Raw genomic sequence first — 16,758 nt, forward strand, 5'->3', positions numbered from 1 at the left:
ACTTAGTTTACAATCCCCCCATGGCCCATGAGCCAGTCACCATAAAAGACACCAAGACCAAGCATCACGAAAATTCCAGCTACAATCCAAAAACGAATAACAACCTGAATTTCAGGCCAACCCCCCAGCTCAAAATGGTGTTGTAAGGGAGTCATACGGAAAATACGTTTCCCATTTGTCAGTTTAAAGTAGGTCAGCTGCATCATGACGGTCACGGTAATAGTGACGAATAGCCCTGCTAAGAGTACAAGGAGCAATTCGGTTCTTGTCAAAATGGCAAAAGCTGCTAACGCCCCGCCAAGGCCTAGAGCGCCAGTATCTCCCATAAAGATTGAGGCGGGAGAAGTATTCCACCATAAGAACCCAACTAGTGAACCAATCAGTGCAGCAGCAAGCATCGCCAGCTGCTGAGGGTCACGGACTTCATAGCAGACAGACTCTCCTGCAGCGCCAGTGCAAAGGTGCTGAGTTTGCCATAGAGAAATCATTAAATATCCAGAAAACACCAGAATAGAAACACCTGTCGCCAAACCGTCTAAACCATCGGTAAGGTTCACCGCGTTACTCGTACCGGTAATAATCAGATTGCCCCAAAGCAGGAAAAGAAGTATCCCAATTATTGGGCCAAAGGTCAAAAAGTCAAAAGCGGTATCTCTTGTAATAGAAATAGCACTAGATGCAGGGGTACGCCCTTGAGCATTCGGGAAAAGTAGAACTAAACCTGTAAAAATTGTTCCTACTAGACCCTGAAGAATAAACTTCTCACGAGGTTTAAGACCCTCAGAATCTTTCTTATAGATTTTTCGAGCATCGTCAATCAGCCCGATTCCAGCCATTCCTAGCATCAAGAATAAAGCCAAAAGTACGGAGGCAGAAGGAATCCAAGAAGCTTTGAAAAATGCTGCTGTAATAAACAGTGAAAGGAAGAATCCTAAAGCCGTTGCTAACATCATGACCAGTCCACCCATTGTGGGAGTACCCAGCTTCTTCTGATGTGATGCGGGGCCTTCTTCCCGAATAAATTGGCCATAACTATGACGGCTTAAATATTTGATGAGTATTGGAGTGCCGAAAATTGAAATCGTCAATCCAAAAGTTGCAGCTAAAAGAATGGGAATCATGCTGTGGTGTTGCCTTCCGGCTTGTTCTGCACAAAAGTGTTTTCGGTAATGTTCTGAATATCAAAATCTGAGTTTACCTGTTGTGAGGGCTCACCGGCACTCAACCATTGTGTGGCGTTCGTGTCACGTTCTTCACTGAGTAGCTTTTCAACAGTTGCTACACGCTCACCAAGTTTTCCGAGCCCAGCAGCATGAGAAGATTTGAACAATAAAATATCTTCTGGCTTAGCTTCTTGGCTAATGAGCTGGTATGCCTCGTCTGTAGTAGCAACCCACGTTGCTTCCTCCCCCCACGAACCTTCAAGGTGCGCGGCGTTATAAATAGGTTGGGCGATATCGCCGACGGCTACAATCTTAGAAATGTTCATACGCACCGCGTAGCGTCCGAGCTTATCGTGTTCTTCAACAGAAACCTCGCCAAGTTCAAGCATGGGGCCAAGAATAGCCCATGTGCGTCGTTGTTGGGTGCGTCCTAGCTGAGCCAAAGCACGTAAAGCCGCCACCATCGATTCAGGATTTGCGTTATAGGCGTCGTTAATAACGGTAATTCCATCGGAACGGTCAGTACGTTGCATACGCCAACGTGAGATAGCTTTAGAAGTGTTAAGTACTTGTGCAATAGTCTCTGTCGAGATTCCAGCCTGATATGCGACGCTAGCGGCGGCGAGAAGGTTATATACGTGGTGCTCTCCGATAAGTTGTGAGCACACTTCGTAGGAGGCATTATTAGGGAAGACTATCGTGAATTCTGGGCATCCGTCATGACTTGTTCGGACGTCTTGTGCATATACACGTTCGTAGTGTCGATCGTCCTGTTCGTTCTTTGCACCGATACCAAAATAGGTTACTGGAGTTATAGCACGTGAAACCATACGGCGAACACGGTAGTCATCATCATTGAGGCAAAGACTCAGTTTAACGCCTTCGGCAAGTTCACCTTTAGTTTTTTCGATGTTTTCAACGCCACCGAACTCTCCGGCATGAGCTGTACCGACCTTGAGTATGACACCGTGGTCAGGTTGAACGATATTCGCTAAGTATCTAATATGTCCAAGACCATCAGCCCCCATCTCAATTACTAAGTAACGGGTATTCTCATCGGCTCGGAAAATGGTCAGCGGGACACCGACTTCTCCGTTGTAGGAGCCAATCGGAGCAACAGTTTCTCCTGCTGTAGCAAAAATATTGGAGAGGAGGTCTTTGGTCGTTGTTTTACCGGCAGATCCGGTGATACCAATAACTGTCAGCTCAGCATTTTTGCGCATTTTCTCGATGCAGAATTGAGCTAAGCTTCCCATTGCCAACACAACATCGTTCACGCGAACTTGTGGGTAATAGCTGCCATCTTCTTTCGAGACGAGATGGTCTACTAGCGCTAAGCTCGCACCAGCACTAAAAGCTGAGGGAACGAAAAGATGTCCATCTGTTTTTTCCCCAGGCTTAGCAAGAAAGAGCGTACCTTCGCGTACTTCACGAGAATCAGTTGTTGCAAAATTACAAGTTATCTGATGAGCAGCTTCTGCAGAGATTCCTTCTAAGGAACCGCCGGTTGCCTGAGCAATCTCTGCCACGGTTAACGTAATCATATATGTTTATGCCTCCAACATCAGCTGATACTCAGCGAGTACGCTGTACCCATAGTGGTTAAGCGCGCGAGCTACTTCTACCCTATCGTCAAGTTCGATATCAACACCGGCAATATCTTGTGCAGTTTCGTGTCCGCGGCCAGCTACAAGTACTGAATCGTATTCTTGAGCCAAAGAAAATGCGCGGTCAATAGCCTCTGCACGAGGAGATATGTTAAGTATCTGCTCAACGCGAGCGCCTCGCGCTTTTTCTTGTTCAGCGCCGTGAACAACAGCTTGACGAATAGGTGTTGGGTCTTCGGAGTGTGGGTCATCGTCGGTGACGATGACGATATCTGCGTATTGTGCAGCGATACTACCCATGATGGGGCGTTTTGTTTGGTCGCGGTCGCCGGTCGCCCCAAAGACAACAATAACTCGCCCTTTTTCGTTGGCAGGTCGGATGGCTTCTAATGCTCGTTTGAGCGCGTCAGGGTTATGAGCAAAGTCGACGATTGCGGTGGGTGCATTGCCGATAAGTTGCATGCGTCCTGGCACCACAGGTGTGAGGGTCTGTGGCTGTTCCAAAGCGTGTGTTAGTTCTGCGAAGTTCTGCCCTGATTCGTAAACCATCACTGCAGCTAGGGATGCATTCGATACGTTGAAGTCTGCTGGTAGTTGTGTTTGTAAGTGTAATTGGGTGCCGTCTGTCCGAGCGACGGTGAAACGATGCCCGATGCCGTAACGTTCTACGTTAAGAAGTGCCCAGTCCTGTGGGTTAAGCCAGGTGGGTGTTTGTTTGTATCCGGCCCCTGTGTTGGTGTACAGGGCGACGACGTGTTCTGTGCCCATGGCTTGGCAGGCTTTTTGGTAGATGGTCTTGCCCCAAGAGTCGTCAACAGTAATGACGGCTCTAGCTGAACGTTCTGGGGTGAAGAGCTCTGCTTTAGAGGCGCAGTAGTTTTCCATATCCCCGTGTAAATCAAGATGGTCTTGAGTCAGGTTGGTAAATCCTGATACGTCGTATCGGATACCGTCTACACGGCGGTAGTCTAGAGCGTGGGAGGAGACTTCCATAGAAGTTGCGCTAATGCCACGTTCTCTCATCAGTGCAATCAGTGAGTGTACGTGTGGAGATTCTGGTGTGGTGAGTTTTGAAGGAATGGATTCTTGGCCTGCAAGAATCTCGATAGTTCCGATGAGCCCAGTCGTGTTTCCGAGGCTTTGCATGATGGAGTTCACCATATATGTTGTGGTGGTCTTCCCATTCGTTCCGGTTACCGCAAAGAGAGTTGGGGCGCTGCCATCTTGGGGTTGAGATTGGTAGATGTATCCGGATAGAGGGCCAATGAGTGACCGTGGTTCTTCACAGCTGATGAGCCCTAGCGTCAGTTTTTGGGCTGATAGGTTTTTCGTGTTAAGGATTTCTAGCCCTTGAGCATCGGTAAGTATTGCGGATGCTCCTTGGTTGATTGCTGTATCAACAAAGTTTGCGCCGTGAGTTTGAGCTCCAGCAATAGCGACGTAAAGGTCTCCTTTTTGGACTTCTCGAGAGTCCATGGTGATTCCGGTGATATGTGGTGTATCAGTGAGTAACTGTACCGAGTGTCCAGCACGTATGAGGTAATCCACCAGCTCTTGTGCGGAGCGACCGACGATATTATGCGGACGGAGGCTCTGAGCCGTTCCGTGATCGGTTGGTTCCTCGGTGCTCATAGTATTCTGCGCTTTCATAATGTTCTTATTTTATAAGGTTGCTGGAATTTTCGTGAATTAAAGACTCTTTTACCCTATCGAGTTTTATCCCTCTCCGTCTTTTTCAGCAAATTTTGGTATTTCTACAGGCTCACTTACCGAGTATGGAACATTATAAGTGCTCAGTACTTTCTCCATAATTTGAGAAAACTGTGTAGCAGCACCAGCAAGACCAACGTTATATGCGTTAGCATCTGGACGCTGAATCGTTACGCTTACCAAAAATTGTGGATTTTCTAGGGGGGCTACCCCCACAAAAGAAGTGGTGTAACCGTCGTACCCTGCTTTGGTTTCACTCGGTGCCTCTGCAGTACCTGTTTTTCCGCCAACACGATATCCTGCAATTTGAGCGCCTTTTGCGTTTTGGAGAACCACATTTTCCATTAGAGATAAAGTAGTACGCGCTGTCTTTTCTGAGATAATTCGTGTACCAGGTTCAACAGGTATGACTTCTTCTGTACCGTCCGCATCGATAATAGCATCAACAATTCGTGGTTTAAGTTTGATGCCTAAGTTACCAACGGTTTGGTAAATCATGGCTGTTTGTAGAGGCGTTTGAGCAACACCTTGACCAAAGAGTACGGTGTATTGTTGGCGGACATCCCAATCTTTCCAAGAGGCTACGATTCCTTGATTTTCGCCGGTTAGCTCAATTCCCGTATATTCACCCAAACCATATTTCTTCAGCCAGTCATAACGTTGTTCAGGAGTCATTTTCTTTCCCGCAAGAACAGTTCCGGTATTCATAGAATCGGTGATGATACCAGAGAATGTGCGTCTCTGGGGAGGATGTTCAAACGCGTCGGTAATGGTCTGCCCGTCGATTACGAGTTCAGCAGGTACATCAAATACCGTTGTTGGGGTGACCAACCCCATCTCAAGTAAAGCTGTTGATGTAAGAATTTTTTCAGTGGATCCTGGTTCAGTCGCTTGGGTAATGGCTCGAGGGTTCATATCTGCATAGGTAAATTTCTGTGACCCCGGATCCATGGTGCTAGAGTCTGCTAAAGCCAGAATTGACCCGTCTGATACCTTCATAACAACGGCTGTTGCCCATTCGGCTTTAAGCTCGTCGGCACGTGCTTTAACGACTTGTTGTGCAAAATATTGAATATCTTGGTTGATAGTCAGACGAACATTTTTTCCGTTGACGGCGGGAACGTTATGCTCATCCCCAACGGGAATACGTACCCCAGTTGCACTGATTTCGAAGCTACGTTCTCCATTTTTTCCGGCGAGGGTTTCTCCATATACGCGTTCTATTCCTACGGAGTTATTTTGGAGTTCAACCTCATCCGAACCTTCAACTTTAGCTTCAACCATCTGGAAGCGTCCAACGACAGAGCCACCTACTGCACCATTAGGATACAGGCGCTCAGAAGTGACTTTTCCATAGACAAATGTTGCGCCTAAATCACTAACAGCGTTATACACCTCTGGTGTGACGTTATCTTTAACAACCGAATATTTTCTATCACCGTCAAGTGCAGCTTTAACATCTGAGTCTGACATTTTCAGCAGATCAGCTAACTCGTACACTAGCTGACTGGGAGTAACCAGCTCCGTCTTATTCTGGTCTTTATCGCCTTTAATATAACGACGGAATGGCGCAACAGCACTTTGATCAACAACAACAGTGTAACGTTGAACGGTTCGAGCAAGGATATTTCCGTTAATATCAAGAATCTGACCTCTTAGAGCCGGAATTTCTTGTGTTCGAATTCGTCGTTCTTTCGCCTTTGCAGCAATACCGTTAGGATCAAATCCTTGAAGGTATAAGAGACGAGCGCTGAAGAGTCCCAGTCCAGCAGTACCGATAGCACTTGCTAAAAAAGCACGACGCCCGATTGCCCGACGTTCTATCGGGCGCGAACTAGGTGCAGGTTTCCCAGTTTCTTTTTCGTTCATCGCGTTTCCCTTAAACTTTCTCAACCTCTGGTCTTAGCATTACGATAGCCGGCTAACACCATACCTATTTTTCCGCAGCACTCTCAAGTTCACGCGAAAAGTATTTGCCCTACTTAATAACACGTAGAATCTTTGGATAATCTCCTACTGACAAGCAATATCACTAAAAACCTCTATCCGGTATATACGAAGACGGCACATTCCAGCTATTAGTGGTTTGTATCTGGCGCAGGCTGCAGTAAAGAGGTGTTCAAGCCAGGCTGTTGTGATGGCGCTGAAGAAGGAGGAGAATCACCCTGTTGTTCAGATTGTTGATGCTGAGCTTTTTGTTCAGTTTCTTTCTTCTGGCGTGCGGCATCTTCTTTACGTTTCTGTTCTGCACGCTCTTTTTTAAGCTGTTCAGCAGCTCGTTCGCTCGCTTTAGCGTATGCTTCAGTGTCGTACAAGGCAGGTGGACTAATCAAGTTTTTACGATATTCTTGACCTTCAACTTTTGTAGCAGGAGTAGGAGTTCCACTAAGCTGTCCTGTTTGCAAGTTTAGTGTTGTTGTCACGTCTGTGGCAACAAGCCCTAGTTGAGAGGCCCGCACAGCCAAATCTTGAGGAGCTTTATCGTATTCAATTTCTTGGACGAGCGCCTCATTCTTTTCAATCAGGCTCTTCTCCTGCGCTCGAAGATCTAAGAGTTCGTATTGTCCTTGAGCAGTAAGAATATTAAGCCATAGGATGATGCCAAGAGCGAAAGGAATAGCAAGGAATCCCAGAATAATCAGCATTCTCCGGTTTTTAGGTGCAGCACCGGGTACCAACGCTGGTCGGGATTTAGGAGAGTCCGCTGGTACAGAATCAGAGACAAGACGTAAATGACGTTTTGATGAAGATTTTTTCATGCTCCGCCCTCGACGAGGGAATTGAGGTTCAGCGCTCATTTATCGTCCTCCTCCCTGACGCATCTTAATCTTTTCAGCAGCTCTTAGCTTTGCACTAGCTGCTCTCGAATTTTCGCTAATTTCTTGTTCACTCGGCGGTTCTGCCCCACGAGTAATAATTTTTAGCTCCGGTCGATGCTCTTCAAGTTCAACCGGAAAACCTTTAGGTGCGCTAGAAGTCGCTTTTGCGACCATTGCCTTTTTGACCAGTTGGTCTTCTAAACTGTGATAGCTCATCGCAACAAGACGCCCGCCAAGGTTCAACGCCTCGATAGCTGAAGGGATTGCACGAGAGAGAGCATCTAGCTCATGATTAACTTCGATACGTAGAGCTTGGAATGTTCTTTTTGCGGGGTGTCCACCTTGACGTTGAGCAGCAACAGGAACAGCACGCTGAATCGCATTAACAAGCTCCCCTGTCGTTGTTAAAGGTTGTTCTTGTCGTGTTTTAACAATCTCTGCAGCAATACGTGATGCAAATTTTTCTTCTCCCCAAGAACGAATGATACGACGCAAATCGTCAACAGAATATTCGTTGACAATACGTTCAGCAGTCAGTTCTTCAGTAGAGTCCATACGCATATCAAGTGGCGCGTCATAAGAATAAGCGAAACCTCGCTCACGTTCATCTAATTGCATAGAAGAAACGCCAAGGTCAAAAAGTATGCCATCAACGGAGCTCAGCCCTAGAGATGAAAGAACATCTGGAATTTCGTCGTATACCGCATGGACGGGCTTAAACCTTGAACCAAAACGTTCAAGTCGTTTTCCCGCGATACGGTGAGCTTCAAGGTCACGGTCGATACCGATAACGGTTAGCCGGGGGAATCGTTCAAGCATTGCTTCGGTATGCCCTCCCATCCCCAATGTGCCATCAATGGCGTAGGCGTCATCACGGCTGATGGCAGGCGCAAGAAGCTCAAGGCAGCGGTCAAGCATAACGGGGATATGCCTCTGATGGGCTTCTTTGCCGAGTGCGGCACCGTCAGTCACTTTTGCTCCTTCACGTTATGGCCTATAACGTTTTCATGATGTGGGGTGGTTCTTAGTGGCTATACCTTTGACAGTTATACAATGAAACCGTCTAAAGCTTCTTCATCCGTTGCTGAAAATTCGTGTTCTTTCTCTGATAGGTAGGTTTCCCATACCTGAGAATCCCAAATCTCAGCTCTGCTACCAGCACCGATAACAGTTAGTTCTTTCCCTAAACCTGCATACTCACGCAAGTTGGTAGGTATAGTGACTCTTCCTTGTTTATCGGGAACTTCATCAGAAGCACCCGATAGGAATACACGAATATAGTCACGAGACTGTTTGGATGAGATAGGGGCCATTCTCATTCGCTCATGAATGTGCTGAAACTCTTCTAAGGGGAAAACGTAGAGGCAACGTTCTTGCCCTCGAGTTAGGACAAGTCCGTCAGCTAGAGATTCTCTAAAACGAGCCGGGAGAATAACCCTCCCTTTAGCGTCAAGACGAGGCGTATATGTTCCTAGAAACATTAGTACACCTCACATTTCTCTAGTTTCTTCATGCGCTTAAAGAATGAAAACTACAACCGTGTTGTTTCGCCTTACCCCACTTTACTCCACTTTCCTCCCCAGTCTACCCAAATACCCGCATTTCTCGATGTTTTTAAGAGTTTTCACATTTCTTTTGCATCATGACTCACCAAAGCCGACACCAACAGCATTTTTCTCACACACCCCAGCGCCTCAACACAAAAGCGGCGGTATGGATACCCATACCGCCGCTTTTCTCAATAACTTGTTGAGAAAACTTATAGACCGCCGTTTTGACGCTTATCCCATTTCTCTTCTAAATCTTTCATAAACCGCGAAGTATTTTTGCCAGAAGAACGAACCTTCGGAGAAGATTTTCCGACACCAGAGGAATTTTTCAACGTTGCAACATAAACTCCCACGCCAGTGATGATACAACCAAAAACACCAAGAAGAATTAGCTTTGTACTAACGCCTGCTATAACAACGCCTAAACCAACAAGAGCAATTAAAACACCAAGAACTACGTGCCGAGCAGAATAGGTCACCGCAGGTGGAGCGTCCGCCGAAGACATAGAGCTTGCAAACTTTGGATCTTCCGCATTGAGCTGTTGTTCAAGCTGTGCTAACAGCTGTTGCTCACGTTCCGAAAGTGGCATATTGCTCCCCTGTCTTCATAATCATCAATGGGATAGAAGAGACAAAGTATCTCTTTCTCAAACTCTCCCCTCATCATACAGAACCATAACCTATGGTGCTATGGATATATCAAGAATACTTAGGGTTATTTTCTTCTCACATATATCCTACGATTTCTCATGATTTTCACAGAGAGGGAAAGGGCCTAATAATTTGGCGGGCATAATACCTTGAGACCCAAAACGTTCATGAATCTGATCCATAATTTCTTCTGCACGAGACCAGCGCTCATTCCCACTACACAACATCGACTCAGCGGAATAATTCTCGCCCGAGAACGTCTCAAAGAGGGAACATTGAATGCCTTTCTCTACATCGCGAAGGTTCTCCGCTCTAACACCAATCAATCGAATCCCTCGATAAGAAAATCCATGACTATCAAACACAGAAAGCTCACGTATTTTCTCTAAAGCAACAGCATAAATTTTTTGACCAGAGTTAATACTCTCTAAAGAGGTAGAGCGGGTGACCGTTTGAAAATCTGCATAACGAATTTTAATAGAAATAGTTGATGCATATTTACCAATTTTTCGCAGTCGAGCACCGACAGATAAAGACAATTTAAGTAATTCCTGTTGCACCTGCTCATAGGATGAAACATCTTGATAAAAGGTATATTCTGCACCCACCGATTTTGTTGGGCGCTCAGGAATTACCTCTCGAAGGTCAATACCTCGAGCAATATCATAAAGATGAGAACCGGCACTGGTACCAAAACGAGACATAAGAAAAGAACGAGAATGCTCCCGTAGCTGGGATACCGTACGCACCCCAATATCAGCTAATAGCTGTTGGGTTTTAGACCCAACTCCCCATAATTTCTCGACAGGAAGAGGATCCAAAAACTCTTGAACTTGATGAGGCTCAATCACCCATAATCCATGCGGCTTACTCGCAGATGAAGCCATTTTGGCAATAAATTTCGTAGGACCTAGCCCTATCGAACACGGCAAAGATAATTCACTCATAATTCTTCGTTGCATCTGTTGAGCAGTATGCACAGGATGCCCTAAAGTTCGCACAGTACCACTTAAATCCACAAAAGCTTCATCGATACTAATTTTTTCGACGAGAGAGCTATAACTTCTCAAGATATTGAGCATCTGCTGAGAATACTGGGCATAATCTGCACTCGGTGGAATAATGACAGCCTGCGGGCAAAGAGATCGTGCTCTTAGAAGCGGCATTGCTGAACGCACACCATAAGCTCGCGCAGAATATGACGCAGAGAGCACAACAGAGCGAGCGCCTTCTTTCGCCACGATAACAGGCGCGTCGATTGTGCAATTTCGGTGAAGCAACTCAACGTTAACGAAAAAAGCGTCCATATCAAGGTGCATAATAATCTTCGAAGGACTTTCCGACATAACAACACCACCCAGTTAGAACATATATTCGATAAAGTTCTACTAAGAGCATATAACTTTTAGTGGCTTCTACACATCAACACCCCGAGAGTTCCTGCATTACAGTAGATTTTCCTTCAAGACCTCACCTAAAATGGGAGAGTTTACTCCCCTCATGCTCAAGGAGCACCATTGGCTCAGAACCCTCCAACTCAAACAATTGCAGAACAGGTCCGCGCAGAACAAGAAGCTTATCTTCAAGCCGTAGAAGACCACATGCAAGAGTTTTTTACGAGCCAAGAACAGCTTCTTCACAAGATTTCTACCGAATCAGTTGAACTTTTGAACGCTATCCGCAGACTTTGTTCAGGCGGAAAAAGAATCCGCGCTCTGCTAAGCTACTGGGGTTATCGCGGAGCAGGAGCTACTGGAGTCTCTGACGAGATTGTTAAAGCAGGCGTAGCCATCGAATTATTTCAAACCGCAGCGCTCATTCACGATGACATCATCGACCGTTCAGATACTCGCAGAGGGTTACCGTCAGTACACCGCAAATTTGAGCATGAACACCAAAGACAACAGTGGCTTACCTCCTCAGAGAACTATGGCATCTCTAGTGCCATTATCGCTGGCGACCTATGTTTGTCTTGGTCCGAGATGATGTTTAGTTCTATCGGAAATAAGGCTCTATGGGGTTCTGAAGCCCGACATATCTTTGATCTGATGCGTACCGAAGTAATGGCTGGACAATATCTCGACATTTTCAACGAAGTATTACCGTCACAGGGCTATCAACAATCTTTACAATACGCGCACAATATTATCCGCTATAAATCTGCAAAATATTCATGCGAGCATCCTTTATCTTTAGGCGGTGCGCTCGCACTTAACATATCCTCTGCCGAGACAAACCCTTTACTTGAACAATACCGTTCTTTTGGGTTGCCATTAGGAGAAGGATACCAACTTCGAGATGATGTATTAGGCGTTTTTGGAGAGCCACGTGAGACAGGAAAACCTGCAGGTGATGACCTCAAAGAAGGAAAACGTACCGTACTCATCGCCCTTGTAGAAAAGAACGCTTCCCCAGCGCAATGGGAATTACTTAACTCACAATTAGGGAATCCTGAACTCCACGATAATGAGATTACTCAGCTACGAACAATCATTACTCGCTCAGGGGCACTTGCAGAAGTCGAAAAATATATTGAGAATACGGGAGACAAAGTATTTTCAGCATTAGAAAGCATGAAAGTTGATGAGCTCACTCGCACTGCACTAGGTAGTATTGTGTCGAAGATGCTGCATCGACGTTCATAAGTTCTCATATATTTTGTACATCATGCGATGAGGTACAAGGTTCATAAAAAGTATGGTGTGGTTACCATAGCTTCTACGGTAACCACACCATACGCATAATGAATCTGTTGTTTTTTTTACGTTGTATAAGGCACTACCATGCTAGTGCGCTAGCACGACGACGAATCTCCGTTTTACGTCCTTGATGCAACGCATCAATAGGGCGACCAGGTAGGGATTCATCTTCAGTAAATAGCCAAGTGATGGCCTCTTCATCGCTGAATCCAGCATCCTGAAGGACGATAAGCGTTCCTTTGAGAGATTCCAAAACGTGTTCTTCTCGGAAGAAGAGTTCTGGAACTTTACGAACCTGAGTTTCGGGATCGCGAAGAGCTAAAAGCGCACGTTCTGCGATAAGAGAGTGCACGCGAGTTACCTTAATATCAAGTAACTCAGCGATATCGGGAATCGTGAGCCAATTGCCCACAAAGTCAAAAATCTGTGCAGTAGTTTTTTCTTCAGTCACAGTTAATGAGTCTGCCAGATATTGAGAAGTTTTTCCGTGCTTTAGAGCACCTGAACAGATTTTATTCGCTAAGAATGAAGATATTTTCACCCTATCGGCAGTTTTGACCCTAGTAGTATAGCTACATGAGTAAATCACGTTCTGCCCCATGGCTCACCGGAAGAACTTTTAGCCGACGCTATCAACTTGGCAGAAAAATCGGTGAAGGAGGTATGGCAGAGGTCTATTATGCCACGGACGTGTTCTCCCATAATCCTGTGGCTATTAAGGTTTTGTCTTCTCGATTTTGTTCAGATATCTCACAGCAGCAAAAATTTTTTAGGGAAGAACGTTCTCTTCGCAATATATCTCATGAACATGTCGTGGGTGTGATTGATTCTGGCGTTCAAGAGGAGCAAGGCTATCAGCTCATGTTTCTCGTCCTTGATTATGTGCATGGTTGCACATTGCAGCATCTGTTAAACCAGCGCAAAGTACTCACACCAGCAGAAATGTTTGAGATTATTCTGCCAGCAGTTGAGGGGCTTTCTGAGGTTCATGCACACGATTTGATTCATCGTGATCTCAAACCGAGCAATATTCTTCTCTCGGCAGATCATCGGGATATTAAACTGACAGATTTTGGTTTGACGCGACGTGCTAACCAAACGTGGACAGGTGAGCTGATGGGTACACCGTCATTTGTTGCCCCAGAGATTGTCACGCCCGGAGCTGAGGTAGGGGTTCAAGCAGATATTTTCTCTCTGGGCATTATCATGTACCGTATGCTTAGTGGCAGACTCCCCTTCGCAGAGTGTTCAGATGATCAGCAGATTATCTACCATAATGTTAATACGGAGCTACCAGATATTAACAAATATGCCCCGCAACTTGATCAAAACATTTCCGGAATCATTAAATGGTGTACCCGTAAACCCCCCAGATTCCGCCCATCAAATGCGACAGAGTTATTTGAGATTCTTCAACAAACCCGTTCAGAGCTATCAGATGAAGCATTAAACTACCGTTGGTTCAGTCATATTCCGATGGGTAGAAACCTATGGGAGGACGTAGCGCATATCACGGAGGCAGGTCACTCTCTAGAGGAGTCTCAGAGCCTCATATCTACTGCGGTTAAAGACATCGACAAAAGTATAAGATTCACAGAACCTCCCACAGACCCATATACAGACTCCGAAAATACTGATGATTCTGCCAATTCAGTACGAGATACAGCAAATAACTTTTTTGATAGGACGTCCGTACTGAGTGCTCAATATCATCTTCCGAGAGAGGCTTTTGAATCTTCCGCTCAGTATTCTCCCCTTCCTCAGCAGTCTATTACTCCACCTCCGCATAACCCTCGTAAGCCCCAAAGTCCTTGGAGTCCAAGAGTTTCTAACGTTATGAAACTGGGAATAGGCATTCTTTTTATTATCGCCTTTACCGTCTTCAGTTTATTAGGATGGCAACTAGCAAGAATTCTCGTAGATTCCCCGTTAATCCCCCAGCTCAATACATTTTTGACAGCACATGGGGATGAGCATCTCCTCGGTAATTTTTTATAGGAGTCACTAAAAGGTTTTAAACGTTAAGGGGCGATAGATTTTTCTATCGCCCCTTAACTATCTGCTCTAGAAAAATTATTCTTGAGCAGTCTCAACGGGTACTTTATCGTCGTGCAAGGTATTCTGCGACTAAGAATGCAATCTCTAGGGACTGGCGATGGTTTAGTCGGGGGTCGCAGAGAGACTCATAATTATCTAAGAACGCTGATTCATCAACGGGGTCTGAGCCTCCCAGACATTCAGCGACGTCGTCGCCTGTCATCTCGATATGTAGCCCACCGGGGAATGTTCCCAAGGCCTCGTGCACTTCAAAGAAACCACGAACTTCATCGACAACATCGTTAAAGCGTCTTGTCTTATATCCTGATGGTACAGAAATAGTGTTACCGTGCATGGGGTCTGTTACCCACACAATCTTTGAGCCTTCAGATTTAACCGCTTCAACGAGGGGAGGAAGATTCTCTCGAATCTTCTGCGCCCCCATGCGGGTAATAAAGGTCAAACGTCCTGGTTCACGTTCTGGATCTAGAATGTCGATGAGGCGGAGGACTTCTTCCGTAGATGTCGTTGGCCCAAGCTTAACACCGATGGGGTTACGCACTTTAGACAGGAAGTTAACGTGTGCATCGTCTAGTCCTCGGGTTCGTTCACCAATCCAGATGAAGTGTGCAGAGGTGTCATATGGGTTTTGAGTACGTGAATCAATCCGTGTCATAGCACGCTCGTAGTCGAGAAGTAAGCCCTCATGTCCGACGTACATTTCGGTTGCTTTAAGAGCTTCAAAATCGGCTCCGCAAGCTTCCATGAATTTAAGTGCGCGATCAATTTCTCGTGCTAAGGATTCATAGCGTGCATGTGCAGGGTTAGCGGTAAAACCTTTATTCCATTGGTTGACTAAACGAAGGTCAGCAAACCCTCCTGTTGTAAAAGCTCGGACAAGGTTAAGCGTTGATGCGGAGGTATGGTATCCACGTACCATGCGTCGCGGATCATGAGCACGAGCTTCTTCCGTGAAGTCAAAGCCGTTAACCATTTCGCCACGGAACGAGGGCAAGGTGATTCCATCGCGTGTTTCATCGTTTGAGGAGCGAGGTTTTGAAAATTGTCCTGCCATACGGCCCATTTTGACGACGGGCATAGAGGCACCGTAGGTGAGTACGACAGCCATTTGTAGAAGTGTTTTTACTCGTGCTGAGATTTTATCAGCGGTGGCATCGTTAAAGGTTTCAGCGCAGTCGCCACCTTGTAAGAAGAAAGCTTTTCCTTCAGCGACGTTCGCTAGTCTTCTGCGTAGGCGGTCCACTTCACCGGCAAACACGAGAGGTGGAAGTGAGCTAAGTTCTTGAATGGAGGAAGGATACTCAGGGTGTTCATGCCACGTTGGTTGTTGGTCAATGTGTAGATTGCGCCATTCGTCAAGCTTTGGCAGATCGTTGGAGTTCAGTGTCTGACCATGTTGGCTGTTTTCTAGTGACATATTAGGTTTCCTTCGAGAGTACGAAAGTTCTGCGGTATCAGAAAAATGAGGTGGTGCTACAAGATGCAGTTCTTATCGTCTTTGGTGTTGATAAGAACGGTATTTTTTGTAGCTGCTGCTTGGTAAGCAAGTGACTCGATACACCCTGAAGGGTATGAGTATTTTGGTGAACATTACCGGTATCTTGAGTAGTTTGCAAAAAATTAGGACATTATCTCACTAATAGCTTCTTGTGCTGTTACATTATGTTTCTTCATGCGTTCTTTGACGTCTGCTGCATAGACAGGAACATACTCTTGTTCGCTGAGCTCTCGAATTGCTTCAACGATGCGGTCGGCAACGAGACGCTGAATTTTGTGTTCGGAGGCGCGGTCCCAATATTCGGAAAAGTCGAGAGGTTTTCCGATACGAGTTTCGACCGTGATGGCAGAGCCATCGTCATTTTTGAGGCGTACAGCGTTTGTTCCAAGTTGTTGGACACGGTCTGTTCCAATCTGGCCGATAGGTACAACTGGTACGCGAGCGCTGAGGGCAAGTTTTGCAACACCAATTTTTGCGCGGTAGGCTCTGCCGTCGGGGCTTCTTGTTCCTTCTGGGTAGATACCTAGGTAGCAGCCTTCATGTAGTTTTTTGATTCCTTGGTTGAGAGAAGCTTGGCTTTTAGCTCCGCCGGATCGATCCATGGGGATTTGTCCGACTCCGCTGAAGAACCAACGCATGATACGGCCTTTGAGTCCAGTTCCGGTGAAATAATCAGATTTTGCGAGGAAGAAGACTTGTCGAGGTACGGACATGGGGATGAAGAGAGAGTCGCAAAACGCTAAGTGGTTGCTGGCAAGAATGGCTCCCCCTGCTGGTAAGTTTTCTTGTCCTTGGACGCTGTGGTGATAGATTCGTCCAAGAAGTGGAGTGCAAACTTTTTTGAGGACCATATATAGGCGGGTGCTTTGGGTATTTTTCATTCTTGTGGGTGTGCCTCTCTACACGAGCGTCGAATGCACTCATAGTTTACCTGTAGCCACTCCTACTATCGAAGATTTCAAAACGTCTGTCATTTTTGTTAGATTACGGTAGGTGAATCTTA

General features: G+C 46.0%; 14 protein-coding genes. 2 read left to right on the top strand and 12 right to left on the bottom strand.

Translation table 11 applies throughout. The features are described from left to right. Positions 1–2: 2 nt before the first annotated feature. From mraY to dinB, 9 genes are all read right to left on the bottom strand, one after another. Positions 3–1,121 (bottom strand): phospho-N-acetylmuramoyl-pentapeptide-transferase, encoded by a 1,119-nt coding sequence (gene mraY / locus ACN083_RS05815; protein ID WP_419101889.1) that lies wholly within the window; start codon positions 1,119–1,121, stop codon positions 3–5. Continuing rightward, the gene (locus ACN083_RS05820) at positions 1,118–2,707 is read right to left on the bottom strand and encodes a UDP-N-acetylmuramoyl-tripeptide--D-alanyl-D-alanine ligase (protein WP_419101890.1); all 1,590 of its coding nucleotides are present in this window, start codon (positions 2,705–2,707) and stop codon (positions 1,118–1,120) included. Before ACN083_RS05820 ends, mraY begins: the two co-directional genes overlap by 4 nt. Before the next feature lie 6 nt (positions 2,708–2,713). Next, entirely contained in the window at positions 2,714–4,402 is a 1,689-nt protein-coding gene (locus ACN083_RS05825) for a UDP-N-acetylmuramoyl-L-alanyl-D-glutamate--2,6-diaminopimelate ligase (RefSeq protein ID WP_419101891.1), read from the bottom strand. Positions 4,403–4,486: 84 nt separating this feature from the next. After that, a complete protein-coding gene (locus ACN083_RS05830) occupies positions 4,487–6,349 on the bottom strand; it encodes a peptidoglycan D,D-transpeptidase FtsI family protein (RefSeq protein WP_419101892.1) in 1,863 nt (620 codons plus the stop codon). Positions 6,350–6,558: 209 nt separating this feature from the next. Continuing rightward, positions 6,559–7,278 (bottom strand): hypothetical protein, encoded by a 720-nt coding sequence (locus ACN083_RS05835; protein ID WP_419101893.1) that lies wholly within the window; start codon positions 7,276–7,278, stop codon positions 6,559–6,561. After that, a complete protein-coding gene (gene rsmH, locus ACN083_RS05840; RefSeq protein ID WP_419101894.1) occupies positions 7,279–8,271 on the bottom strand; it encodes a 16S rRNA (cytosine(1402)-N(4))-methyltransferase RsmH in 993 nt (330 codons plus the stop codon). A gap of 74 nt (positions 8,272–8,345) precedes the next feature. Continuing rightward, positions 8,346–8,780, bottom strand: a complete 435-nt coding sequence (gene mraZ, locus ACN083_RS05845) for a division/cell wall cluster transcriptional repressor MraZ (RefSeq protein WP_419101895.1) — start codon at positions 8,778–8,780, stop codon at positions 8,346–8,348. Positions 8,781–9,058: 278 nt separating this feature from the next. Next, positions 9,059–9,439 carry a DUF3040 domain-containing protein gene (locus tag ACN083_RS05850; RefSeq protein WP_419101896.1) on the bottom strand — a complete coding sequence of 127 codons (381 nt, stop codon included), beginning with the start codon at positions 9,437–9,439 and terminating at the stop codon, positions 9,059–9,061. A 147-nt stretch (positions 9,440–9,586) separates the two neighbouring features. Beyond that, positions 9,587–10,846 carry a DNA polymerase IV gene (gene dinB, locus ACN083_RS05855; protein ID WP_419101897.1) on the bottom strand — a complete coding sequence of 420 codons (1,260 nt, stop codon included), beginning with the start codon at positions 10,844–10,846 and terminating at the stop codon, positions 9,587–9,589. Positions 10,847–11,017: 171 nt separating this feature from the next. On the opposite strand from dinB, the gene ACN083_RS05860 reads away from it, so the two are divergent. Next, the gene (locus tag ACN083_RS05860; RefSeq protein ID WP_419101898.1) at positions 11,018–12,145 is read left to right on the top strand and encodes a polyprenyl synthetase family protein; all 1,128 of its coding nucleotides are present in this window, start codon (positions 11,018–11,020) and stop codon (positions 12,143–12,145) included. Between the two features lie 133 nt (positions 12,146–12,278). Here ACN083_RS05860 and ACN083_RS05865 read toward each other — a convergent pair whose 3' ends face one another. Beyond that, the gene (locus ACN083_RS05865) at positions 12,279–12,611 is read right to left on the bottom strand and encodes an Rv2175c family DNA-binding protein (protein WP_419101943.1); all 333 of its coding nucleotides are present in this window, start codon (positions 12,609–12,611) and stop codon (positions 12,279–12,281) included. Positions 12,612–12,775: 164 nt separating this feature from the next. Here ACN083_RS05865 and ACN083_RS05870 point away from each other — a divergent pair, with 164 nt between their 5' ends. Beyond that, a complete protein-coding gene (locus tag ACN083_RS05870) occupies positions 12,776–14,197 on the top strand; it encodes a protein kinase domain-containing protein (protein ID WP_419101899.1) in 1,422 nt (473 codons plus the stop codon). A 103-nt stretch (positions 14,198–14,300) separates the two neighbouring features. Here ACN083_RS05870 and ACN083_RS05875 read toward each other — a convergent pair whose 3' ends face one another. Beyond that, the gene (locus tag ACN083_RS05875) at positions 14,301–15,674 is read right to left on the bottom strand and encodes a class II 3-deoxy-7-phosphoheptulonate synthase (protein ID WP_419101900.1); all 1,374 of its coding nucleotides are present in this window, start codon (positions 15,672–15,674) and stop codon (positions 14,301–14,303) included. A 203-nt stretch (positions 15,675–15,877) separates the two neighbouring features. Further along, a complete protein-coding gene (locus tag ACN083_RS05880) occupies positions 15,878–16,636 on the bottom strand; it encodes a lysophospholipid acyltransferase family protein (RefSeq protein WP_419101901.1) in 759 nt (252 codons plus the stop codon). Positions 16,637–16,758: the final 122 nt, after the last annotated feature.

Origin of the sequence: Rothia sp. CCM 9418 (assembly GCF_048512825.1) — a bacterium.
GTDB lineage: Bacteria > Actinomycetota > Actinomycetes > Actinomycetales > Micrococcaceae > Rothia.